At 40.9% G+C, this 24,828-nt stretch carries 20 protein-coding genes, 8 tRNA genes and 1 pseudogene; 3 read left to right on the top strand and 26 right to left on the bottom strand.

What is annotated here, in order from left to right:
• Positions 1–955: 955 nt before the first annotated feature.
• From GJU40_RS17450 to cypC, 10 genes are all read right to left on the bottom strand, one after another.
• On the bottom strand, positions 956–1,924 hold the full coding sequence (locus GJU40_RS17450) for a sugar phosphate isomerase/epimerase family protein (RefSeq protein WP_154309347.1): 969 nt from the start codon (positions 1,922–1,924) through the stop codon (positions 956–958).
• Positions 1,925–1,926: 2 nt separating this feature from the next.
• Positions 1,927–2,982 carry a Gfo/Idh/MocA family protein gene (locus GJU40_RS17445; RefSeq protein ID WP_154309346.1) on the bottom strand — a complete coding sequence of 352 codons (1,056 nt, stop codon included), beginning with the start codon at positions 2,980–2,982 and terminating at the stop codon, positions 1,927–1,929.
• A gap of 20 nt (positions 2,983–3,002) precedes the next feature.
• On the bottom strand, positions 3,003–4,028 hold the full coding sequence (locus GJU40_RS17440) for a Gfo/Idh/MocA family protein (protein WP_154309345.1): 1,026 nt from the start codon (positions 4,026–4,028) through the stop codon (positions 3,003–3,005).
• A 21-nt stretch (positions 4,029–4,049) separates the two neighbouring features.
• On the bottom strand, positions 4,050–4,772 hold the full coding sequence (locus GJU40_RS17435; protein WP_154309344.1) for a ThuA domain-containing protein: 723 nt from the start codon (positions 4,770–4,772) through the stop codon (positions 4,050–4,052).
• 15 nt (positions 4,773–4,787) lie between these two features.
• Positions 4,788–6,353: a response regulator transcription factor gene (locus tag GJU40_RS17430; protein WP_246188413.1), complete on the bottom strand. Its 1,566-nt coding sequence runs from the start codon at positions 6,351–6,353 to the stop codon at positions 4,788–4,790.
• Positions 6,337–8,115 carry a cache domain-containing sensor histidine kinase gene (locus GJU40_RS17425; RefSeq protein WP_154309342.1) on the bottom strand — a complete coding sequence of 593 codons (1,779 nt, stop codon included), beginning with the start codon at positions 8,113–8,115 and terminating at the stop codon, positions 6,337–6,339. Before GJU40_RS17425 ends, GJU40_RS17430 begins: the two co-directional genes overlap by 17 nt.
• A 635-nt stretch (positions 8,116–8,750) precedes the next feature.
• A complete protein-coding gene (locus GJU40_RS17420) occupies positions 8,751–10,025 on the bottom strand; it encodes an ABC transporter substrate-binding protein (RefSeq protein ID WP_154309341.1) in 1,275 nt (424 codons plus the stop codon).
• 83 nt (positions 10,026–10,108) lie between these two features.
• Positions 10,109–10,936 carry a carbohydrate ABC transporter permease gene (locus tag GJU40_RS17415; RefSeq protein WP_154309340.1) on the bottom strand — a complete coding sequence of 276 codons (828 nt, stop codon included), beginning with the start codon at positions 10,934–10,936 and terminating at the stop codon, positions 10,109–10,111.
• Positions 10,936–11,817 carry a carbohydrate ABC transporter permease gene (locus GJU40_RS17410; protein ID WP_154309348.1) on the bottom strand — a complete coding sequence of 294 codons (882 nt, stop codon included), beginning with the start codon at positions 11,815–11,817 and terminating at the stop codon, positions 10,936–10,938. Before GJU40_RS17410 ends, GJU40_RS17415 begins: the two co-directional genes overlap by 1 nt.
• A 229-nt stretch (positions 11,818–12,046) precedes the next feature.
• Positions 12,047–13,303 (bottom strand): CYP152 family fatty-acid peroxygenase CypC, encoded by a 1,257-nt coding sequence (cypC, locus tag GJU40_RS17405; RefSeq protein ID WP_154309339.1) that lies wholly within the window; start codon positions 13,301–13,303, stop codon positions 12,047–12,049.
• 175 nt (positions 13,304–13,478) lie between these two features.
• Between cypC and GJU40_RS17400 the strand changes: the two genes are divergently transcribed.
• Both GJU40_RS17400 and GJU40_RS17395 read left to right on the top strand, forming a co-directional pair.
• On the top strand, positions 13,479–14,159 hold the full coding sequence (locus GJU40_RS17400; RefSeq protein WP_170289447.1) for a nuclease-related domain-containing protein: 681 nt from the start codon (positions 13,479–13,481) through the stop codon (positions 14,157–14,159).
• A 1,102-nt stretch (positions 14,160–15,261) separates the two neighbouring features.
• Positions 15,262–15,771 (top strand): DUF1572 family protein, encoded by a 510-nt coding sequence (locus tag GJU40_RS17395; protein ID WP_154309337.1) that lies wholly within the window; start codon positions 15,262–15,264, stop codon positions 15,769–15,771.
• A 185-nt stretch (positions 15,772–15,956) separates the two neighbouring features.
• On the opposite strand, the gene GJU40_RS17390 is transcribed toward GJU40_RS17395, so the two are convergent.
• From GJU40_RS17390 to GJU40_RS17370, 5 genes are all read right to left on the bottom strand, one after another.
• Positions 15,957–16,487: a GNAT family N-acetyltransferase gene (locus tag GJU40_RS17390; RefSeq protein WP_154309336.1), complete on the bottom strand. Its 531-nt coding sequence runs from the start codon at positions 16,485–16,487 to the stop codon at positions 15,957–15,959.
• Between the two features lie 165 nt (positions 16,488–16,652).
• On the bottom strand, positions 16,653–17,687 hold the full coding sequence (locus tag GJU40_RS17385; RefSeq protein ID WP_154309335.1) for a DUF1835 domain-containing protein: 1,035 nt from the start codon (positions 17,685–17,687) through the stop codon (positions 16,653–16,655).
• A gap of 41 nt (positions 17,688–17,728) precedes the next feature.
• Positions 17,729–18,088, bottom strand: a complete 360-nt coding sequence (locus GJU40_RS17380; RefSeq protein ID WP_154309334.1) for a nuclear transport factor 2 family protein — start codon at positions 18,086–18,088, stop codon at positions 17,729–17,731.
• A gap of 301 nt (positions 18,089–18,389) precedes the next feature.
• A complete protein-coding gene (locus GJU40_RS17375; RefSeq protein WP_154309333.1) occupies positions 18,390–18,965 on the bottom strand; it encodes a hypothetical protein in 576 nt (191 codons plus the stop codon).
• Entirely contained in the window at positions 18,937–19,803 is an 867-nt protein-coding gene (locus GJU40_RS17370; RefSeq protein WP_154309332.1) for a VanZ family protein, read from the bottom strand. Before GJU40_RS17370 ends, GJU40_RS17375 begins: the two co-directional genes overlap by 29 nt.
• A 205-nt stretch (positions 19,804–20,008) precedes the next feature.
• On the opposite strand from GJU40_RS17370, the gene GJU40_RS17365 reads away from it, so the two are divergent.
• Positions 20,009–20,341, top strand: a complete 333-nt coding sequence (locus tag GJU40_RS17365) for a hypothetical protein (RefSeq protein ID WP_154309331.1) — start codon at positions 20,009–20,011, stop codon at positions 20,339–20,341.
• 236 nt (positions 20,342–20,577) lie between these two features.
• Here the strand turns inward: GJU40_RS17365 and GJU40_RS17360 are convergent, their stop codons facing one another.
• From GJU40_RS17360 to GJU40_RS17310, 11 genes and pseudogenes are all read right to left on the bottom strand, one after another.
• Positions 20,578–21,582 (bottom strand): DUF3231 family protein, encoded by a 1,005-nt coding sequence (locus tag GJU40_RS17360; protein ID WP_154309330.1) that lies wholly within the window; start codon positions 21,580–21,582, stop codon positions 20,578–20,580.
• A gap of 444 nt (positions 21,583–22,026) precedes the next feature.
• A complete protein-coding gene (locus GJU40_RS17355) occupies positions 22,027–22,881 on the bottom strand; it encodes a malate synthase (protein WP_154309329.1) in 855 nt (284 codons plus the stop codon).
• Between the two features lie 286 nt (positions 22,882–23,167).
• A pseudogene (locus GJU40_RS17350) lies at positions 23,168–23,806 on the bottom strand (DDE-type integrase/transposase/recombinase); the annotation flags it as partial.
• A gap of 189 nt (positions 23,807–23,995) precedes the next feature.
• Positions 23,996–24,076: transfer RNA gene (locus GJU40_RS17345), tRNA-Leu, on the bottom strand.
• Positions 24,077–24,083: 7 nt separating this feature from the next.
• Positions 24,084–24,157, bottom strand: a tRNA-Cys gene (locus GJU40_RS17340).
• Between the two features lie 5 nt (positions 24,158–24,162).
• A tRNA-Gly gene (locus GJU40_RS17335) sits at positions 24,163–24,237 on the bottom strand.
• A 56-nt stretch (positions 24,238–24,293) separates the two neighbouring features.
• Positions 24,294–24,368, bottom strand: a tRNA-Gln gene (locus GJU40_RS17330).
• A 16-nt stretch (positions 24,369–24,384) separates the two neighbouring features.
• A tRNA-His gene (locus tag GJU40_RS17325) sits at positions 24,385–24,460 on the bottom strand.
• Positions 24,461–24,485: 25 nt separating this feature from the next.
• Positions 24,486–24,559: transfer RNA gene (locus GJU40_RS17320), tRNA-Trp, on the bottom strand.
• 7 nt (positions 24,560–24,566) lie between these two features.
• Positions 24,567–24,651, bottom strand: a tRNA-Tyr gene (locus GJU40_RS17315).
• A gap of 99 nt (positions 24,652–24,750) precedes the next feature.
• Positions 24,751–24,826, bottom strand: a tRNA-Phe gene (locus GJU40_RS17310).
• Positions 24,827–24,828: the final 2 nt, after the last annotated feature.

Raw genomic sequence — 24,828 nt, 5'->3', positions numbered from 1 at the left:
AAGTCATGCTAAGAGCGCCACGTCCTGTGGCAACGCATGACTGTCCGACGTCGTGTCGGGCTGCGACAAGCATAAGACGAGCCGAGCTATAACAAAACTTTCCGCTTTGTTATACTATCTCCGACTTTCTCCAAGATACTATAACAAAACCCCTCACTTTGTTATACTATCTCCAAAATACTAGAACAAAACAGCTCTCTTTGTTATACTATCTTCGACTTTTTCCAAGATACTATAACAAAACCCCTCACTTTGTTATACTATCTCCAAAATACTAGAACAAAACAGCCCTCTTTGTTATACTATCTCCGACTTTTTCCAAGATACTATAACAAAACCCCTCACTTTGTTATACGATCTCCAAAATACTAGAACAAAACAGCACTCTTTGTTATACTATCTCCGACTTTTTCCAAGATACTATAACAAAACCCCTCACTTTGTTATACGATCTCCAAAATACTAGAACAAAACAGCCCTCTTTGTTATACTATCTTCGACTTTTTCCAAGATACTATAACATAACCCCTCACTTTGTTATACTATCTCCAAAATACTAGAACAAAACAGCACTCTTTGTTATACTATCTTCGACTTTTTCACAAAACAGCCCTCTTTGTTATACGATCTTCGACTTTTTCCAAGATACTAGAACAAAACCCCTCACTTTGTTATACGATCTCCGAAATACTAGAACAAAACAGCTCTCTTTGTTATACGATCTCCGACTTTTTCCCAAGATACTAGAACAAAACCCACCCACTTTGTTATACGATCTCCAAAATACTCTAACACCCCTGACGCCTCGGCATCTCATCTCCAAAAAAATATAACAAACAAGACTATTCTCAACCACCATCCTTTCTCTCTTCCATAGTCAAAATAGTCCCCTCCCTTCCCCAAGAAACGCAAAAAAAAGAGGCCCCGCTATCCGGCCTCCCTACAAACATATAAATTACACCCACCACATAACAGAGGGCTTTTCCTTGATATTGATGTCAGATAGATTTTTGACTGCTCTTGCAAAGCCCTCTTCTATTGACATAAGCGGGTCTTCGTGTTCAATGCTGACAACATAATCATATCCGTATGTTCTGAGCGCACTGATCATATCCGACCATTCTTGAAGGCTGTGTCCGCAGCCTACAGAACGGAATGTCCATGCTCTTGTTTGGACTTCGCCGTATGGCTGCATGTCGGTTAATCCGTACATGTTTACGTTATCCTGATCAATGTAAGTATCCTTTGCATGAAAGTGATGAATGGCGCCTGCTTTTCCTAGTATCTTAATGGCTGCAACAGGATCGATTCCCTGCCACCAAAGATGGCTTGGATCAAGATTTGCACCGATTGCTTCACAGGTTTCTTCCCTCAGCTTCAGCAGGGTGTATGGTGTGTGCACCAGGAAGCCGCCATGCAGTTCCAGACCAATTTTCACCTGATGATCTTGAGCAAACCTGCCCCATTCCTTCCAATACGGTATCAGTTTTTCTTCCCACTGCCACTTTAAAACATCGCCAAACTCATTAGGCCAAGGGGCAACAGGCCAGTTTGGATATTTCGCTTCTTCATGGTCGCCGGCAACTCCTGAAAAACAGTTTACCACCGGCACCCCCATCAGACTCGCCAGCTTCACAGATTTTACAAAAGCCTGGTGAGATTCTTCAGCAAACTTTTTATCAGGAGAAAGAGGATTTCCATGGCAGCTGAACGCACTGATTTCCAGGCCTCTTTCCGTTACCTTTTGAAGGTATTGATTTCTCAGCTCCTCGCTTTCAAGGAGTTCGTCAATTGGGCAGTGGTTGCTGCCCGGGTAGCCGCCGGTTCCAATCTCGACCATTGTGAGACCTGCATTCTTGACATAATCCAGCATTTCTTCAAAATTTTTATTTGCAAACAAAACAGTAAACACACCGAGCTTCATAATTATATATCCTCCTTTTTGGCCAATGTAATGCTTTCCCTGGACAAATCGCTGGCATAGACAGCATCAATGATACCTGAAACCTGAAGTGCCTGCTCCGGCTTCACAACGGGCTCTTGAAGGCCAAGGCAGCTGTAGATAAAATTTTTCATTTGCGGAATGCCCGGGTCGTCTTCTCCCGGCAGCCACTCTGGCGATGTATTGAGGAGCATGCCGTATTTTGCCTGATTCAGAACGAATGGAAACAGATCGATTCCCCCTGTTTCGCCTGAAATACTGACCGTTGTAATGTCTTCTTGAATATTGGCAGCCCAGGACGTTTCAAACAGCATCGTGGCACCGTTTTTAAATTTAATATAAGCTGTGACGTGGTCATCCACTTCAAAGTTTTCATGATCAAAGCCGCCCCACAGATTTACCTGACCCGGCATTTTGCTCAGGCTATTGTAAGCTTTTCCTGATACCTCGGCAGGTTGGGGATTTCCAAGCAGCCACAGAGACAGATCGAGAAAATGGCAGCCCCAGTCAATCAGGCTTCCGCCTCCCTGCAGCTCCTTGTTCGTAAACACACCCCAGCCCGGCACTTTTCTTCTGCGCAAGGCACTCACTCTGGCAACTAGCGGACTGCCGATTTCACCCGCTTCAATCAGTGTTTTAGCTGCCTGAGCTTCTTTTGTAAAACGGTAATGATAGCCGATTGCAAGAATTTTCTCCGCCTTTTTCGCAGCTTCCAGCATCAATTGTGCTTCATCTGTACTAAGAGCCATCGGCTTTTCGCAAAAAACATGTTTACCCTCAGAAAGTGCAGCAATGGCAATTTCCGAATGAAATTTGTTGGGCGTACATACCACAACAGCATCGACTACCAAAAGCATATCCCTGTAATCCGCATAGATGCCCGGTATGGAGAATCTATCTGCAACCGTTCTGGCTGTTTCTTCATTAATATCGCTGACTGCAGCTATAGAAACTTGATCAGACAGCGCGAGAAGGGCAGGTATATGCCTGCTCTGTGCTATGCCTCCCGCTCCGATCAAGCCTATTTTCAATTTTTCCATTTTTGACACCCCAAAGTAGATCAGATTTCTGCAAACTTCTTCGTTTCATTCGACTTCAGGGCAGCAAGTACAACCCTAAGCGACTTCAAGCCTTCTGCTCCACTAATAGCCGGCTCTGTATCTTGACGAATAGAATCAATAAAATGATCAACAACAAGGGAGTTTGATTGCCCTCCGCTTTCATTCGTTTGAATTCCGCCCAGTTCATATTTTACTGTTTCACCAGTTTGATATTGAACGATAAGAGAATAGGCAGGATCTTCTTCCAAACGAAGAATTGCTTTTTCACCATAGATAATTGTAGAGTTATCTTCTTTTGCTACATAAGACCAGCTTGCAGCAAGTGTCCCGATAATGCCGCTTTCTGTTTTCAGCACGCATACTGCTGAATCATCGACCGTGCTTCCTTTCTTAGCGCTTGTTTCAACTAACGCAGCAACCTCGGTGAATTCCTCTCCCAGCAAATAGCGGAGAAGATCTGTTTTATGAACACCCAAATCACCCATTGCGCCGATAAAGGCCTGCTCTTTTTTAAAAAACCAGCTGTCTTTGCCATCTGCACTCCAGCCCTCAGGTCCACCGTGTCCAAAAGAAGTTCTGAAGCTGTAAATTTTCCCCGCTTCTCCGCTCTCAATAATTTCTCTCGCCCTTACATGAGACGGTACGAACCGCTGATTATGGGCAATCATCAATTTTCGGTTGTTGTTTTCGGCAGCAGTAATCATTTGCTGTGCTTCCTCTTCTGAAATCGCCATAGGCTTTTCGCAAAGAACGTGCTTGCCAGCGGCAAGAGCTGCAATGGAGATAGGCGCATGTAGATAATTTGGCGTACACACACTCACTGCATCTATATCATCACTTTTCAAAAGCTCTTCATAATCCTTATAGCTTCTTGCTCCGTATTCTTTTGCAAGTTCTGCAGCCCGTTCCTCCACCTTGTCGCACAGCGCAACAATTTCAACCTCATTGTTTGCTGCATACTCAGGAAGATGGCGGTGTTTTGCAATGCTTCCGCAACCGATGACTCCTATTCTGATTTTCCCCATATTTTATCCCTCTTTCTTTGTTTATTTAGATTTTATTTCTTCCAGCGCTTTCGCATTCCCATAAACCGGTTTTGGCAGATTCACAGGTTTTGCCCACTGCACCGCGTTTTGTATGACTCTTTGAATGTCTGTATTGTAATAGGTTGGGTACGTTTCATGGCCGGGACGGAAGTAAAAAATCTTTCCCTGACCCCTGCGGTACGTACATCCGCTCCTAAACACTTCTCCGCCTTCAAACCAGCTGACCATCACCAGCTCATCCGGCGCCGGTATATCAAAATGCTCACCGTACATTTCTTCGGCCTCAAGCTCAATATACTCTCCAAGCCCCTCTGTAATCGGATGGCTCGGATCAACAATCCAGATGCGTTCTTTTTCATCAGCCTCGCGCCACTTCAAATCACAGGAAGTTCCCATCAGCACTTTAAAAATTTTCGAAAAATGGCCTGAGTGAAGAACAATCAGCCCCATTCCGTCAAGCACCCGCTGCCTCACCTTCTCGACAATCTCGTCCTCTACCTCATCATGTGCAATGTGCCCCCACCAAAGCAGAACATCAGTACTTTGCAATACTTCCTCTGTCAGGCCGTGCTCTGCATCATCCAATGTAGCCGTGCTTACTTCCGTATTCTCTGATTGAAGAAACTCCGCAATCGCACCATGAATTCCTTTTGGGTATACCTCGCTTACTTTTGGGTTACTTTGTTCATGCCGATTTTCATTCCATACTGTCACACGCAACATGTTCATTCCTCCTTTTTATATTGGCAGGCGGCTTCTGTACTCATTGGGAGTAAGGCCGACTTGCTTTTTAAATACTTTGCTGAAATACTTTTCATTTTGATAGCCCACCTCAAATGCAACTTCATACACCTTTAAATGAGGATTTTTCAGGAGCTCTTTTGCTTTCTCAATCCGGATATTCAACAGGCAGTCGGTAATGGTTTCGCCGAACTCCTGTTTAAACCTTCTGGAAATATACTCTCTGCTCAAATAAAACTTTTCCGCTATATCCTGCAGTGTAATATCCTCTTTGTAATTACCTTTAACATATTCCTTTATCTGCTGAATACTATTTTTTTCTTTTTGATATCTATTTTGAAGCAGCAGCTGTATCAGCTGGTGAAACTGTTCTCTTTTCACTTCCTTGAAAATCTCAGCAGAAAAGGTGCCGTCCTCAAGCCAATAGTCAATGTCTTCACCGGCAGGCGGATCTGAAGCTACCTCATACTCCTGCAGCCAGTGCTCCCATAACAGTTTGAGCTCATTATCCCAAGCTTTAATCTGCTCCAGAGAAAGCGAGGCTTGGGCTTTATCCAGAATTTTTTGCAGCACCTCATTCAGACTTTGAATGCTTCCGCTTTTGATGGCCCATTTGATATCCTCCCGATAATCAAGAAGCCGTGCGAGCGGCTTGTTTGATATATCTTTGGTTGTCAGGAAGCTGCGTGATTTTACTACATGTGTTAAAAGATGTTTTTTTAAAATAGCAGAAGAGTGGCGGTACCCTGATGCGATGCAATCTGTATTCGTTCCTGCAGCAATGGTGACATGCATTTTCACAGCCTTGAAAATGGAAGAATACAAATGCTTGAGAATCTCCGCCGTACTTTCCCGCTCTGAAATCAGCAGCACAAGTTCGTTTTCGCTTTTCGTATTTCGGAAAGCCACCCCAGCCTGAGCATCTTCAAGTGCCTCATTGCAGATATTGAGCAGGGTAAAAAAAGCTTTATCCCTGTCGCCGCCAAACATTTTCATCGCAACAGGCTTAATGTATATCAGGCACACGCTGCACTTTTCACCAGCGGGGTTAATGCCGAACTCCCTTTTCATCTTGACCGGTATATCAGCAGTATATATATTTTTGACAATCCATTCAGAAAGAATATGATCCCAGTAAAGCGGCTTGGCCTCCTTCACAGCCCTGCTGCTTTCCAGGCTGAGCTTCCTCTTTTGCTCTTCTTCTTTCCACTCGGCAACTGCACGTTCAATGGCAGAATTCAACGCAAAAGGATCAATCGGCTTTAAAAGATAATCAAAGCTTTTGTACAAAATGGCACTTCTCATAAAATCAAAGTCCTCATAGCCGCTGATCACGATTGTTTTGCTGTTGAAACTCATTGATGTCAGCCACTTAAGAAGTTCTATGCCGTTCTTTTTCGGCATCCTCATATCTGTAAAGATAATCTGGGGCTTATGCTGAAGAATCAGCTGAACAGCTTCCTCGCCGTCCCTGGCCTCATACGTTTCTGTAATGCCATGCTTTCCCCAGTCTGCAAGAAGGAGAACTCCCTCACGCACATGCTTTTCATCGTCCACTATCATTGCTTTCACTTTCCACACCTCCCATATCAGCAGGTATCTTCAGCGTAACCAGCAGCCCGCCCCCGGCAGCATTCTCAAGCTCCAGAGATGCTTTTTTGCCATAATAAAGTTGGAGCCGCGAAGAAATATTTTTTAGCCCGATATGGGCACTCCCTTCAGAAGACCGTTTTTGCTCAATCCAGGAATCATAAATGTCAGCCATCCGCTGTTCCTCAATGCCTGTTCCATTATCCTGGACCTTCATCACAAGGTAAGCGCCTTCAATTTTGCAAGTCAGAATAAGCTTGCCTGTTTCACTGCCGCTGTCAAAGCCATGCTTGAAATAATTTTCAACAATAGGCTGCAGCAGCATCTTTGGCACCAATAATGCCATCGTCTCCTGATCTGCTGAAATATCATATTGCAGTTTGTCTCCAAACCGCTCCTTCTGCAATAGCAAAAATGCCTGAATGTAGCTGATTTCCTTACGGAGAGGGACCATATCCTCTTCCACATTCATACTGTATCTCATAATGCTCGACAGATGGGTAATCAAGCTGTAAATCTGCGGAACTTTATTTTTCAAGGCGATCGTCCCGATTGATTGCAGAGCATTATATAAAAAATGAGGATTCAACTGAGACTGAAGCGCTTTCAGCTGATTCGTCTTATTTTCAATTTCCAGCTTGTATTCACGGTCGATGTGATGATTAATCTTCATCATCATCTCCTCAAACCGTCTGCCCAAAATGCCAATCTCATCATTACCGAGGTTGCCGAGCTTTACATTCATATTTCCCTTTTCAACTTCTTCAATGTTTTTCAGCAAAACAGAAATCGGCGAGGTGATTTTGAATGAAACAAACAAAGTAGACAGCACAACGAGCAGCAATCCAATCAATCCAAAAAAGATATTAATTTTAGCCACTTGAAAGGCACTTTCATAAAGTACAGAGTATGGAATCCTTTTCACCATGGTCCAGCCGCCGGATACATCAGGAAGCCGGTCAAATATCATCAACCCCTGAAAGTCCCCGTCATTCCATTCAAGTGTCCCCTGGCTGCCGCTGCTCTCCAGAACTCCCTTGGCCCATTCTCTGCCTTCAGTTTCCTCACCGGTAGAACTGTAAATGGTACGGCCCTCCGGAGACAAAATAAAAAACTCTTCATTTTGATTACTATAAAGATTTTCACCCAGCTGATTGATCCGGTCCTCACGAAACTCCAGCGTCACAAAACCAAGAACCTCAGAAGACGGAACCTTTAAAATAGCCCTGTGCAGCGCAATGGTATTTTCACCCTCCATTGGCTCAATAAACAAATTCTCAGGACTGTTCATCGCCTTTTGAAACGCCGCTTCATTCATCAGGTTGCTGTCAGCAGCATACACAATAGCAGAACGCTTGGAAACTGAAATCACCTTCTGATCCTTCACCATCGTCAAATTCACCCTTGTCAAATTTTCCTCAGTGTACAGAATCGTATGAAGAACATTTTTGACAGCGCCAATGGTCATATAAGGATCGCTCCTGTCAGACGAAATCAGCAAATTTAAAAACTGCGGATTATTATACAAAGATAAAGAAAGACCATTCAACTCATCCATATAACCCCGCAAATTCACCTTGCCCTGATACAGCAAATTTACATTCTCCTGAACAACCTGCTCCTGAAGAGAATCCTTCGTGTAAAAATACGTGATGACAATGGAGCTTCCAAAAGGAATAATGGTAATCAACAGCAGGAGCACAATCAGTTTATTTCTGATACTGGTCTTCAACATGTGTCATTCCCCCATGCCTTCCCTTGATTACAGTATAAAATAGAAAGCATGCTATTTGAATAAAATAGTTAAAATTTTTATATATTAATAGGAAGTAAATGATGGCTCTATGGGTTTTGGGCATATAACTAAATAATAGGACAAAATTGGATGCTTTGTTATAGTATTTTGAAAATAGTAAAACTGAAATTGGGTGCTTTGTTATAGTATCTGGAACTTAGTAGAACAAAAACGCCCGCTTTGTTATACTATTTCGTGCTTTTACCGAAATAGTAGAACAAAACCACTCACTTTGTTATAGTATCTGAAACTTAGTAGAACAAAACCACTCACTTTGTTATAGTATCTGAAACTTAGTAGAACAAAACTGCCCGCTTTGTTATAGTATCTGAAACTTAGTAGAACAAAAACGCCCGCTTTGTTATAGTATCTGGAACTTAGTAGAACAAAAACGCCCGCTTTGTTATAGTATCTCGTGCTTTTACCGAAATAGTAGAACAAAACTCCGCCCTATATTAACCACAACCCCCCCGCCGCACTCCACAATCACAGCAACCACCAAGCCGCTCTCCCCACACGACTGAAAAGAAAAGCATATCTGTTTAGACATGCTTCTCTCTTTTCAGCTATGACTCTTACTTCAGGTTATCCCATGTTGATTGAAAACGCTCAAGCAGTGTGTCGTAATCAATTTTTCCTGCGGCATATTCTTGGATGCTTGCAGCAAATTCTTTGTTTGCTCCATCCGGCCATCTGAACCACGTCCAAGGAATCGTTTTTTCTTCTTTCGAGTATTCAAGGATGGATTGGCCCAGGTCGCCCAGTCCTTCAGGCTCGATGTTATCGAAAGCCGGGATAAAGGCGAATTCTTCAGTGATATAGCGCTTGCCCGTTTCAGAAGACACCATCCAGTTTAAGAACTGCTTTGCTTCTTCAAGGTGCTCAGAGTTTTTGTTGATAACCCAGTTGTTAGGCACGCCGACCGGAAGGCGGTCTGCATTTTCGTCATCTGTCATGGAGATTGGCAGGAAGCCCATGTTCATGTCAGGATTGATTTCATAAATCATGTTTTCTGTCCAGTTCCCCTGCTGCAGCATAGCTGTTTCGCCTGAAGCAAACAGCGTTACCTGAGTATTATAGTCAGTCGTCAGCGGATTGTCGTTGCTGAACTTCAGCTCTGCATCAAGTACGCTCTTAAAGTTTTTGAATTGCTCATTCCCAGGAATCTTTTCGCTGCCATCATATAAACCGGCGATGAACGCTTCCGGATCTTCCTGTTGTGCGAAAGGAATGTTTAATAAATGCTGCCCGATTACCCACCACTCGCCATAGCCTGCGGAGAATGCGTTAATTCCTTTTGCCTCAAGCTTTTCTGCAGCTGCTTTCAATTCAGTGATATTTGTCGGCGGCTCTGTTACGCCTGCTTCTTTAAATAGATCTTTATTGTAAATGAATCCGTAACCTTCAAGGTTTACAGGCATACCATAAAGTTTTCCTTCTTCATCCGTCATTGGAACCTTCCCGATAGGAAGAACGTGTTCAGCCCATGGCTCCTCTGAAAGATCTGCTAAATGCTCTTTCCAAAGCTCGAGTTCTTTAAAGCCTCCGTTGTTGAAAATATCAGGCTTTTCTCCGGAAGCAAACTTAGCTTTTAATGCTCCGCCGTAATCTGCTCCGCCCCCGACCGTTTCAAGCTTGATCTTGATATTCGGATGCTCAGCTTCAAATTCATCAATCAGCTTTTGAAGCTGATCAGCGATCTCCACTTTAAACTGAAAGAAGTTTAATGTAACAACGTCACCGCTGCCACTCTTGGGTTTCTCTTCACCTGATGATCCAGAAGATGAACAGCCTGCTACTATACCAAAAGTAAAGAGGACTGCCATAAGACTAAGAATAATGCGTTTCATTTCATTTTACCCCCTTGTAAAATTTAAACTGATTATAGAATTCCAAAAGCCTGCGGCTCTCAGAAATTACTACCAAATGTGTATTACTTAATTGAACCTGCGGCAATTCCTTTAATAATGTGTTTTTGCAGGAACAGGAAGAAAATAATGACCGGCGTGATCCCCATGACGAGTGCCGCAAGCCCCATATCCCACTGCTTTGTATACTGTGCAAAGAAAGAGCTCGTAGCAAGAGGAATCGTCCTTAGTTCTGCGTCCTGCAGAACAAGCAGCGGCAAAAGGAAATCGTTCCAAATCCATAGTGTGTTTAGGATCACAACTGTTACGGTAATCGGCTTCAGGAGCGGAAAGACAATTCTCCAGAACACTCCGAACTGGCTGCAGCCGTCAATTCTCGCTGATTCTTCAATTTCCACCGGTATTGTTTTTACAAAGCCGTGATATAGGAACAGTGACAGTGGAACTCCAAAGCCGAAATACATCATGACAATGCCAGGGATGCTGTTCATCATGCCAAGCATTCCGCCAAGCTTCATTAAGGGAATCATTACCGTCTGAAACGGAATAACCATCGCGGCCACAAAGCATATGAATAGAATTTTACTTAATTTCCCTGGTGTGCGCACCATTTTCCAGGCAGCCATTGAACTAATGATGACCAGGCCGATGTTGCTGAACAATGTGATGGTGAATGAGTTCCAAAATGCACGCGGAAAATTAATGACATTCCATACCTTTTGGTAATTGGTGAAAAGAATTTCCTTCGGCAAGGCAGCCGCATCTATCAGGATTTCGGCAAAGCCCTTTACTGAGTTTACAAAAACAAAGTAGAAAGGGACGAGGAAAATTAAGCCGACAATAATGCCGATGATTTCAAGCACAAAGGTTTTTGAAGTGTATTTTGAATCCATTATGCCTCGACCTCCTTCCGTTTTGTGATCATCACCTGAATGGTTGTAAAGATGGCAACAACTACGAAGAAGAGAATCGATTTTGCAGTGCCAAGTCCGTATCTGTTATTTTGGAATGCCTCTTGATAAATATTGATGGCTACGGACTGAGTTGAATTAAATGGACCGCCGCCAGTCAATGATAAATTCAGGTCAAAAATTTTGAATGCCATTGAGATTGTCAGGAAAAAACAAATTGTAAATGCCGGCAAAATCAGCGGGATAATGATTTTTGTTAGTAGAACCCAGCTGGATGCGCCATCAATTTTTGCTGCCTCCAGCAAATTCGTGTCTACCCCTTGAAGTGCTGCAATGTAGATAACCATCATGTATCCGCTGATCTGCCAGGCAAATACGATGACAATGCCCCAGAATGCCGTGTTCGCATCACCAAGCCAGGCCATCTTGAAAAACGGAATGCCGGTTAGGTTGCCGACCGCAGCAAAGCCTTTTACAAAAATGAACTGCCAAATGAACCCCAGCAGCAGGCCTCCAATTACGTTCGGAATGAAGAAAACCGTCCGAAGAATATTCCTGGTTTTCAGTGCTGCATTCAGCAGCAGAGCAAGAGATAATCCAATCACATTGCTGATTACCACTGCCGCCAGCATAAACTTGGTGGTAAATCCAAATGACTGAAAAAACTTGGGATCATCCCGGAGGATGCGCAGATAGTTGTCAAACCCTACCCACTCAACAGCTGAACTGACCCCATTCCAGGAGGTAAACGAATAATAAATTCCCATAAAAAACGGAATGATTTGAATCACGAAGAAAAATATAAGTGCCGGGCCTACAAAAGCCAGATAGGTAAGCAATTTCTTGAACTTTACTTTTTTCATTTTTGTTTCTTTTCCAGATTCCAGCTTAGGCTTTAACTCTTCCTGCTGAACTGCTGATTCCATCGAGTTTCACCGCCTTCTTTTTGTGTAACCGCTTTCTTTTATTATAAGTGCTGATGAAGAAATTGAGAGTGCACTAATTTGACGTAAAAGGGATACAATGTTGATTTTTTGACAGTTTCTCAGCACAAAAAGACCGAAAGCTGCGTTCGCCCCCGGCCTTTTCTGGTTATACTCTTTTCACATCTGACATCACAATTTTGCTTTCGGGCAGGCTCGGAATTTGTGTAAAGCTGAATGTTAAATCCTGCTCCGGCAGATCATACATCATTTTATTAACAAGATAATCTAAGCTTGCCTGCATAATATCAACCGTAATCCATTCCCCTGCACAACGGTGCCCTATATCAAACTCTCCTCCGCCCTGCGGAATAAAGTCAAACGGACTGCCATCCCAGGTTTCAAAGCGCTCCGGCTGAAATAAATCTGGATTTTCCCACTCCTCTGGGTGATGGCACGTGCCGTACAAATCAAGCAGTGTTAATGTATCTTTTTCAAACAAGTATCCATTCCACTCAAAATCCTCTTTCACCAGCGCAGCGGTAAACGGGAAAAATGGATAAAAACGGCGCACCTCCTGGACGAAGTTTCTTAATTTATCAGGATCCCCGGAAGTCACTGCTTCGGCCTTATCTGCATGCTGATGAACAGCCAGCCCTGTAAAAGCAATATACACAGAAATTGCCACCGTCGGCCTGAGAAGGTTCAGCAGCTCCACCGCCACTACATCAGCTTCCAGCAGATTGCCCTTTAAATCCCGGTGCATGGAAAACGTGTAAAGCGCCTTTTCCTTCGACACTTTGACATCCTCGCGGCGCACCATTTCTACAAGCTCCTCCATCCATTCCTCGGCATTGGTTCGTGATCTTCTTCCTTTCCAATGCTTCGGTCCAACGGCTGCTGCAGATTCGAACATGTCGCCAAGCTGTTCCGCTCTCTCTTCCACCTCATCCTCTTTTAGAGGAACGCCAACCCAATCGCAGGCAACCTGAGTCAGAATCTTCTTCGCTTCTTCATATAAAATGACTGAATCTTTTTGCTCCCACTCAGCTGCAGCTCTGTCCCAATATTGATATGTAAGCTTGGAAACCTCCGCTCGTGCTTCCTTTGACATAATTGACATAAACATGCCTTTTCGATGATGATGGGCTTCTCCATCCAGTCCCTGAACGCCGCCTACACCAAATAATGTTTTCTGAACACGTCCCGGCGCAGCACCCTCGCGCTTAAATTTGTCATTATCATAAAACAGCTGTGCGCCTTCCTTTCCCGTTAAACAAATGGCCTTCTGGGCAAGCAGTCTTGTCTCGAAAATATTCGACTCAAACGACTTTCTTCGATTCAAAATAAACTGATAGCCCTCCCCCAGCAGCTTTATGCTGTGATCAAGACCCTCTTCAACTGGTATCGCACGTTTTTCAGCCATCCAATCCCTCCAGATAATAAAATAAATGTCTTGCCTATTTTTCCATTCCCTTCTCCCTTTTAACCAAACTGCTATCTAGGTGGCAATTTTGAAGAAACTGTGAATGCAGAAAATGGATTTTTACTTTAGCCCTTGCTGTAAAAGGATGCTATACTCCGGGCAGGAGGTGAAAAAAATGAATGCACAAAAGGAACCGTTGAAGCTGGAAATACTGAGAGCCTTGAGTGGAAGAATTCAATTCGACTCCCTAGAAGATAAACACTTTGAAAGCCTGGAAAAAGGATACAAAGGAGAACAGGACTGGAATCAACACATGAAATGTATCAAGATCGGGCATATCCATCTGTTGGACCTTCTGCTAAAAGTACATTCTACATTCCTGCAAGCAGACTCCCTGCCCATCACAGAACGGACCATTTACCTGTTTGAAATTAAAAACTTTGAAGGAAATTTCATCTTTGAAAATGATAGATGGTACACCAGCTCAAAGGTAGAAATCCCAAATCCGCTTAATCAGCTGAAAAGAACAGAACTGCTCTTAAAGCGGATACTGCAAAATTTGGGTTTCAGTCAGGAAATTGAATCATACCTTATCTTTGTTAACCCGCTTTTTCACTTATATCACTCACCAATACACCAATCGATCATTTTCTATCCCCACATTCCACAGCTGCTGCGTAGGATCAATGCCAGACCATCTAAAATTTATCCAGGACTAACTGTAAAAGCAAACAAATTGAAGGAAGAAGCCTTAACAACCTCTCCTTTTACAAACCTGCCTGCCTGCGAGTACACATCTTTAAAAAAAGGAATCAAATGTTGCTGCCTGCTTATCCTTTGTAGAAAATTCCCCTAAGAAAGGCATCTGCTGCCCCCAGTGCGGCACCAAAGAAGAAACATCATCCGCCATCATCAGGACAACAAAGGAACTTCAACTGCTATATCCACACAAAAAAATCACAACTGCTGCAGTCCAAGAATGGTGCAAAATCGTCCGTAACAAGCACACCATCAGGAAAGCGCTCCGAGAGCATTATCAGCCAAAAGGACACAAAAGGAACTATTATTACGAATGACTAAACTTGTTTTATTGGCCGCAAAAACTGAATTATAGAGCTTTTTCAACCGTATTTGTAATACAAGCATCAAAGGGAGGCCACCTGCCTGCTCGGCGGGGACCTCCCTTTGTTTGTTAGGTGAGGGTGGTGGGTTTAGCCAATTAAGTTTCAGATCTGTACCAAAAGAGGCGGGTTTGTTCTACTATGTTTCAGATGCTATAACAAAAGCGGCGGATTTGTTCTACTATGTTCCAGATACTATAACAAAGAGAGGGGTTTTGTTCTACTATGTTCCAGATACTATAACAAAGAGAGGGGTTTTGTTCTACTATGTTCCAGATACTATAACAAAGCGGGGCTCTTTGTTCTACTATCTTAAGAAATTCGCCAGATACTATAACAAAGAGAGGGGTTTTGTTCTACTATGTTTTAGATACTATAACAAAACGGGGCTCTTTGTTCTACTATCTTAAGAAATTCGCCAGATACTATAACAAAGAGAGGGGTTTTGTTCTACTATGTTCCAGATACTATAACAAAGCGGGGCTCTTTGTTCTACTATCTTGAGAAATTCGCCATATACTATAACAAAGAGAGGGTTTTTGTTCTACTATGTTCCAGATACTATAACAAAGCGGGGCTCTTTGTTCTACTATCTTGAGAAATTCGCCAGATACTATAACAAAAGAGGCTGTTCTAATATTTCTAAGATCGTCTTTACAATTTTTCTGCCTGGCTTTATTTGGAAAACTATATATACTAAATTTATGAGGACTATATTGAATAAAGTTAGATAAAGTACCGTTGTGCGCTTCTTAATCAACATTTGCTGGCATTAAAATTAACTCTAGTAAAGATATCCGTTGTGAATGCATATTATCAATGAATGAGAGGTATGAAATGAGAAAATTTGAGCAGGAATATCTTACAATTGCTATTGGACAATTTAAACATCTAAAAGAGAGAGCTGAAAGTGGAATACAGCAATTATCAGAAGAGGAATTACACTGGAAGCCTAGTGAAGAGTCCAACAACATAGCGATAATCATTAAGCATTTAAGCGGGAATATGCACTCTCGATGGGTAGATTTTTTGACTGAAGACGGGGAAAAATCTTATAGAAATAGAGACTTGGAATTTGTCGATGGTAATGAATCCAAGAAGGCATTAATGGACTTCTGGGAAGAAGGGTGGAAACTACTCTTTAATACCGTGCTAAACCTTAATGCAGAGGATTTACATAAAACGATCACTCTGAGAAAACAACACTTAAGTGTTCTTCAAGCTATTCAAATAGAAGTTTCTCATATTAGTTATCATGTAGGACAAATTCTTTATATTGGAAAACAAATTAAAGATAAAGATTGGACAATTTTGAGCATCCCTAAGAACGGTTTGAAGAAATTATAGTGACCGTCCGATTAAGAAAATAGAAACGTTTCAAATCTTGGATTAGTCTCCAGCATTTTTTATTAATGGGATATCAATATTCACTGTTTTCTTGATGGGAAACCTATTAATGCCGAAACAAAGGACTTCAAAGGGGTCCTTTGTTACACGACAATAAAAGTACTATTAACATCATTAAAGATTCATTAATTCTTACTCCTGTACTCATCCTGCAGCACACTCATAATTATTTCATCAGAATACTGATTGTTCATGTACAGGGACTGTCTCAGCACCCCTTCTTTGACAAAACCCGCTTTTTCATAAGATTTAATTCCTCTGATATTATGAGAGTACACTTGCAGTTCCAAACGATTGAGGTTCAGCTCGTCAAATACGTATGCTTGCGCAAGCTTTACTGCTTCGGTGCCAAGGCCCTTTCCATAATAATTACTGCTGTGAAGGGCAATACGAAAAATTCCTTTTTTATTTATGTAATCAATCTCCATGATAGCCAGGTCACCGATCGTTTCGTGATTACTCACCAGGCAAATGGCTAAGTCCTGCCGGCTATCATCTTCCTTGAACTGCTGATAAGCCCCAACAATCTCTTCCAAGCTGAACACTTTTTGTGTACCGGTCATATAGATTGCTTCTTGATCCTGTGTCCCTTTGTATATGCTCATGGTATCTTCTTCACGGAGAGGCCGAAGATATACTTTTTCTCCCTTAAGCATTTACTCACCCCCTTCATAAACTTTCTTCCGGTGTAAGCGAGATATCTGTTTCATGGTAAAAAAACCAGCTACTATAACAAAAGAGACGGGTTTTGTTCTACTAAGTTCCAGATACTATAACAAATCCTGGCCTTGAGTTCTTTTCGAGCCCGAAACAAGGTTGCGCTATTCAATGAGGTAGAGATGGCCAGCCTGATTTTTCGCTTCACTCAATTTAATACTATAATGAATCATTGCGTCCAGGGTTCCTTCATATTCAAAGATCCCCTGTTGAATCAACTTTCTAAGTCTGTATTCGAAGAAATTATCTCCGGCATATTGGGAAAGAGATCCGTATACCTCCCCTATTAATCTTGCCGATTTAACATATCCTTTTTGTTTTCCAAGCAGAATTCTTGCTTTCTCAATAATAAAATCATCAAAATAGTTATCAGGTACACACTTTATTTCACCGTTTTCCCAGACTCTCAGCGTAGCAGAGTTATTTGATACACTTAGCCACTGTGCTTCCAATTCTGCACGCTCTGTGTCGCTCAAAGCCTCTTGATTTTCCCGGCTAAAGGTGTAAATAATTTTCAGTTCTTCCAATGTGATATCCCTTGTAGAAGGCGGGAGATATTTTTCGGATTTTTTTGGAAATAACTCCTTATATGCGGCTGCACTATTCACTTGATACAGGCTGTTTTTTCTATTACTTAAGAAGTGTACTATAAAAAGAAAACCGGTTTCTTCTTGTGCATTTTCCGACATCCATATTGTAATTGGAACATTCTCTGGAATAGAAGATAATTGTGCAAGAGCTTTTTCAATTTCTTCTGTATCGCTATCTTGAAAGCTGTCACGCAGCCATTGACTTCTTTCTTTTTGACCATCCATGGTTTCTAGATTTTTGATAGGACCAACAGCAAATTGATCTTGAAATGCAATAATTAAATCTTCTTCTTGAAAATTCAATTCCTTTACTGCTTGCCTTAAAACCGGATCTCCAAATATTACAGTAACTCTTTTGTAATTACCTTTTTCGAATGTCATTTCCTCATGATTTTCAGGATGTATAAAATGGTTATAAATATCCATCAAATCTTTGGCATCTTTATTCTCCTCCAACGTACGGATTCTCAGTAGTATTTGAAATAGATATGATTTTGCTTCCCGCTCTGGTAAGTCTTTTACTCTCTTTTTTAATTGAATAATATCCACTATACTCACCCCTTTTTTTTATAATAGGTTAAAATCACCAACTACAACTCGTCTGTTTTAGTTCCTTGGTGAAAAACCATTTTCCACTGACCCTTAATTCGTTTCCATATGGAACTTCGCAATGAATATTGCTCGCTCTCTTCATTGAAAATTCTGTAGGTTGATAACACTATCGTTTCCGACAAAGGATGGAGTTCAAAATGACTCATTTTCATCCTGACTATACTTATCCCGTCTTCAGCTATATCTTCACCCTTATATAAAACCTTACCTGAACTTCCAAATTCAAAGAATTCATCAGCCAACATTTTCTTCAATTTAATTTTTGATGAACGGACTTCTGGACTTAATAAAGCTTCTTCTAGCTGTCTAATATGTTCTTTTAAATAATCGCTTTTCATTTTAGAAAATCTCCTTTACTCAATTTAAAATTCCACAAGAAAGAGCACTAATCCTTCTTGATTAGTACTCAACTTTTTGTAATAACCTGCTTTTCTAAACCGCTTTTGTACAAACATTCAACTATAAAAAAGAATTAACACATGCACACCACAAATGGTTACCACCAGGATTTTTATATGAAACTGATCATCATGCGTTCACCATTCTTTTACTTCATAAACTTTTAGGCACTTTTATAACTTGAGTATTAAAATTAGCTTTGTACTTTTCCCGAAACAATGTTACAAAAGGTCAATTGCATCATTTTATGGCGGTCACGTGCAGTGACCACTCTTCTCCATTTAATGTGCCAGTAAATAGATATACAGGTTGATAATACCCCTTTGAATCATACATGTAGGCCAGTTCGCAATCAGTCACAACTAATTGATCACCTTGTTGAAAGGGATTATATTGGTCAAACTTCCCATCTTTAATTTTTTCATACGCCTCTTTCGTGGATAAAATCTCGACATCACGTACAAATTTATTTTCTGTATTACTATAGAAAAGCCTTCCAACACTGCCATCTTTTTTAAGATCCATCATAATCAATCCATTTTCGATATCTTTACTCGGATAGGTGGATTGCTGAATGATCCATTGAAAAGTCCCACTCTCTGTAATTAAGAATTCAGCCTGCTTCGGTAGCAAATCTAAATTGGCGAGAATTCCTTTTGCATCCTCTTTCATTTCTTTGCTGCTATCAGAAACCCCTTCTTCTTCTTGGAAATAATTATCGTCAGTCAGTGACCATGTTCCATCCCGCAGAAAATAGGTCATGTAATATTTAGTATCAGCTTCTTCTTCAAAAACGAAATTGACGATTTTCACCATCTCTTCCCTCTGCCGTTAGCTCTGGTAAGGTTAATGCCTTCTGGAGAAATTCTGCCATCCTTCGCCCATGTTCCCTATCATTGCTATATTTATTTTTATAAACTGGAACATATGCTGTTTTTGAATTTAGCTGAATGGTGTTACTTAACGTGATTTTTCCCATATCTGACCCATACGTTGGATTGATGCTCATATTCCCAAATTCTTTAGAATGATAAAAGGAAAGCACACTCACAAAAGCGATGAGTAAAATCAGTGGAATTGAAAGGCGTTTCGTGAGTTCCTGAAATGAAATTCTTTTTTTCTGGATGACTGTATGAATCAGCATAAAAAGCTGATAACCCAACACACCACCTAAAGTGTTATGAAAGATATCGTCCAGTTCAAAGATACCTCTGCCGGTAACAACTTGAAAGGTTTCAATCATTAAGGTTGCAACAAAGGACCCAATCAGTATCCATTTGAATTTCATGAACCTGCTGCTATATAACGGTAATAGAATTCCTAATGGAACAAACATAAGAATGTTAAAAACAATTAGTTGAAAGGATATGACCGAAAATGAATTCCATGCTTCAACGTAACCACTGAATATATTTAGGTTAATAATCCCGTAATAAGATTCCCCACGGCTTAAATTCGTGATTCCAATGACAATAAAATAATATGCCACAAGCAGGGAGCCTATTAAAGCCTTTTTCTTTCCACCGCTGGATGGATTAATGTTCTTCTTCCTCATTTTGATAATAATTAAAGAGAAAGCCAAAAAGACAACGGCAATTACAATGGCTGGCACAAAATATACACTTAAACGAATGATAATTTCCTTGAAATCCATTAGATACCTCCGGTTGTTCCCTTATTAGTTAAGAAAAGTTTAGCAAGGTATGGTGACTTTCAAGTGACTTTCAAGTGACTTTTAAGTGATGATTTAGTCACTTAACCAATAAGGTATACAACTCTAAGTCCATTGGAGTTGATGTGAACCCCCAATTGTTAAAAAACATAAAATCAATTCCTACTTTTTTTCGAGTGAATTCAAAATGTGCAGCAAGGATGGCAAAACCTTTAGAAAAGTTGATGGGAATGTCAAATTGAGTTCAGAAAAAGAAGTTTTAAATTTACAACAAGAAATATCAAATTTAAAAAAGGACATTCGATTTCTGTCTAAAAAAGGTAGAATACAAGATCTGTATTTGAATCGCCTTAATAAAGAAAAGGAAGAGGTGCTTCACACGCAGAAGTATTCTGCTGAAGAAAAGATGAAGAATGTTATGAACCCCAGCAAATGGGAGTCAAATGGAGAACGTCAAAAGTTTTTATTAGAAATGTTTAATGAATCTATAATAAGGAAAAAATTCCGAGGGTTGAAGTAGGATAGGAATAATAATAAATCACCTTGACTATGACATCAAGGTGATTTATTTGTTATAAAATCAATGTATAAATTTAATGAACCAAGCGAGAATTGTTCCGTCATGATACTAAAACTCTCATTTGTTTAAATGAGAGCATTTACATTGTATGGCATTTTTGTACAATTTATTAGCTACATAGGCTGATTAAAAGATTTTGCAAAAAGTTTCGATTTTTTAATTATTATCATTTACCTTTAAACCCGCCTGTTCCTAAGTGCCTCCCTATCTACATTTTGTGGCGGCTGTTCCAGCCACCTGTTGTCAATCATCAATTTTACTCCATCATCCCCATATTGAAGTATTTCAGCCACTAACCTTGTATAATCCCCACCTAAATCCTTTCTAACGCTCGCACCCACTGCTGCACCATATCCAGCTACACTAACTTCATTTAGGCTTAAAGTATGAAACATCATTAGCTTATCTGAAAAAGGTGGATCAATTGATTTGGAGATAGTTGAATCCCATGAACTCGGCAACGGAACACCATCTTTTATTAATATTTCCCTAAATACAGTTTCATGCTTTGCTGCTATTTCCGTACCTCTTTCCATAAATTTTCTAACTTCTGGTGAGTTAGCTACTTGGGAAAATCCAGATACAAAAGTTCTACCAATTGAATTTGTTTCTGTATTTTTAGAGATATGTGCTAATTCAATGGCTGTTAAAGGCCGATATTTGCCTATTAAGCCCGATAGGAATGTTTCACTTTGAAGATATTCTGCTTTTTCCATTGGTGGTATAGTTGGTGAACGGATAAATGCACCCTTTTTAAGGAGTAACTCACACGCATTATTGTAAAGTTCCATAAACAATTGGGAGGTGGTAGAAAAAAATTCCCTTACATCGCTTCGTGCCAAAACCTCAAGAAAAGCTGCTGCAGCTGCCGTTCCAACAGCAGCCATATATTTTATGTACCGCAAAGTAAAAAGGTCTGAATAAACTCTCCCTGCCTTTAAATTTACATCTTCCTGTGTAAATCCAATAGGTATTGCATGATTATCTTTTTCAAAAATTCGTATTACCTCTTTTACAACATAGTCACAATTGTTTATTGCAGATTGGATAAGATCAGTACTTTCTGCATCTTCATTTACGCTGTTAAAATGCTGAAGGATACCATTAACCATGGTGTTCTGCATATAAGCTCCCCACAAAGCTGCAACTTCTGATGAAACAAGTTTAGGGTTATGTTCCATTTAGTGAAAACTCCTTTGAATGTTATTATGTTATTATGACCAAAAGGATTATTTAAAATCCCAGATCAAAACCTTTGAACTCACTGCCCCGTTAGCCATAGATGAATTACATAACTCTTGCACACGATTTTTGTTTTTTTAGTCGTGTTAGAAGACAAAGAAAAAAGCCTCAACATGAAGTTAAGACCTTTTTTCTAACGCATCTTTAGATACCGGCGGCCGGGGTCGCTATAGGTGCATTTTTTCCAGCTATTTTTTTGTTTCCACACTCCACATGTGTGGAGTAGATGTGGCAACACAATATGAGGTGCTGGTAAGTTTCAATTAGATATTTGTTCAAATCTCACCCATCATAATAGCCAACAGTGCCTGGCACTATAGGCTATTATGATGGGTGGATAAATTTTTTAGTTCCATGTTAACCTTTTATCTTTGAGCTGACGTCTAAATATACATTAAGGCGCCATTAGGATTTGGTAACTCTTGTTCGTTTATCAGATTCATTTTACAAAAATGCTCGAAAAATTGTTGTGCCAGCTCTTTTTCCTTGGGATCACTTTTCAACGAAACTATATCACGCAAAATCTGAGCCAGCCATGTATTATAAAAATACCGGTATTTACCTGTATTCCATGTCATTTTCTGAGGGGATTTTTCATTCACATAATAGTTCCAGAAACGCATCCGATCCGATTCCTGTTCTGTAAGTTGAAGTCTGTATTTTGAATGAGCAGGGACATATCCATCTTCACAAAGCTTACCGATGAAATTTTTATCTACCATATAGACACCTAGGATACGTCTGTCTTTTTCAGGCATGCCGGAATCTACTGCTGTTAACAAGACAGCACTATTTTGGTGCAAGCGGACGGGTTTGTTTGGCTTCCCCTTGTTAGTACCACTTTTTATTACTCCTGAAAAAACCTTCCACTCTGAAAAAGAACTATTCTGTTCTTCAGCGTCGCACCAATTAACCATTTGTGATTCAGAATGAAGTTTATGATTTTTCATAAGTTTTTCATGTTCCAAGCGAACTTCTTGGTTTTTTCGCTGTAGTTTTTTTTCCTCTTCCTTCTTCAATTCTTCCTCCCTTTGTTCCAACTCATTTTTTTGTATAATTTTTTCAACTGAATAAGCAACATCTTTATCATGTAGCACTAGGAATTTTCCAAATACATCAGGGAAAACAAACTTCTTATTTTCTGATCCGAAATGTATTTCAATACTAGAATCATTCTGTTTTACTATACTCCCCACGCCAAAACTCTTGTGTGTTACTTTCTTATCGATTAGATTCAATATTCCAGTCCTCCTAGTAATTTTATTCAACTAACTTACAATCAAAGCTCACGGTACAGATTGAGTTTTTCTTCAGTTTAAAAAGGATATAAAAAAAAACGCATCCATAATTCTATCTGCAAAACATACAGCAGAATTTAGAATACGTTTAAAATAATTATAAGATTATTATAACATTTTTTTGAAAATATCACAAATTTATTATTGACAATACATTTTATTTTGAGGTAAAATAAAATATTTGATTCTCCGAATTCTATTGACTAATGTTAAAACGGCCTAATAAACGGGCATAAAGAAGCCGCGTACCTAACTTAGAACAGGTTCTTGCCATCCACTTTGTCCGGTACTGCTTGCCGTTATCAAAGTACACACTTTCGGGAACCCCATGCTTTCTGACAGCTTCACGAAAGGCATCTTCAACACACCGTGCATCAAGCATAGGGTAGAATGCCACATGAAGTGGAAATCGAGTCGCGTCGTCTAAAAATGCTACCATATATACCTGTTTTTTCGTACCGTTCGGTCCAATCGGTAAATAAGGTTCGTATTTAATATCAGAATGCCATAAGGCATTGCGACAACGCTTCTGAAAACGGCGGACAGCTCCAGATGTTTCATGGTACATCTTCATTTGTCCTGCACTATACCCACGCTTTGCGAGACGCTCCTGCAGCGTTGATCGTTTCAGTACACCTTTTTCTCCAAGACCATCCCACTCGAGGATTTGAATAATGGAGGCAATACTCCTGCTTGGCACTTCACGTCTCAGTAGAATAGCCTGTTCAAGCACTTGATCCTGCAGTTCCTCCGGAACGGAACGATAAGGTTTTTGTTTTAAACCCTCAAAACCTTTTTCCTTAAACTAGGTGATATAGCGTCGAATGGTGCGCTCTGAAAGTTTGTGCCTCAGACAGATTTGCTTGATGAGTCTTCCTCATTCCTGCTTATCAATTCTCAGAAGTTCCTCCAGAGTCAATTCTTTTCGTCTTACCATACATGCCCCCTACGCACACGATTCAAAGCACACGATTTTTGTTTATTTTAGTCGTGTTAGAAGACAAAGAAAAAAGGCCTCAACATGAAGTTGAGACCTTTTTTCATAGCAAATTGATACCGGTGGCCGGGGTCGAACCGGCACTCCAGAGGAACACGATTTTGAGTCGTGCGCGTCTGCCAATTCCGCCACACCGGCATGTTGTTGGAGGCGGCACCCGGACTCGAACCGGGGGTAAAGGTTTTGCAGACCTCTGCCTTACCACTTGGCTATGCCGCCATAGTTGGAGCGGAAGACGGGATTCGAACCCGCGACCCCCACCTTGGCAAGGTGGTGTTCTACCACTGAACTACTTCCGCAAATCTTATTTTATATATTATGCACAGCAGCCTAAAAGTTGACTGAAATAAAAAAATGGCTGGGCTAGCTGGATTCGAACCAACGCATGACGGAGTCAAAGTCCGTTGCCTTACCGCTTGGCTATAGCCCAGTGCATAAAAACAAAATGGGGCGACTGATGGGAATCGAACCCACGAGTGCCAGAGCCACAATCTGGTGCGTTAACCACTTCGCCACAACCGCCATGTTGTTTTCATATGAAATTAATTGGCAGGGGCAGTAGGAATCGAACCCACACCGGAGGTTTTGGAGACCTCTGTTCTACCGTTAAACTATGCCCCTATAGAGATGGTGGAGGGGGACGGATTCGAACCGCCGAACCCTGAGGGAGCGGATTTACAGTCCGCCGCGTTTAGCCACTTCGCTACCCCTCCATTTAATTGTGCTATCAGTGCCGTTAAGAGGACTTGGACCCTCAACATACTGATTACAAGTCAGTTGTCTGCCAATAAAGCTGCACTGGCAAAGAAAAATGGTGGCTCGGGACGGAATCGAACCGCCGACACATGGATTTTCAGTCCATTGCTCTACCGACTGAGCTACCGAGCCAA

Source organism: Metabacillus lacus, from assembly GCF_009674805.1.
Lineage (GTDB): Bacteria > Bacillota > Bacilli > Bacillales > Bacillaceae > Metabacillus_C > Metabacillus_C lacus.
This window is presented reverse-complemented; position numbering and strand designations above follow the sequence as displayed.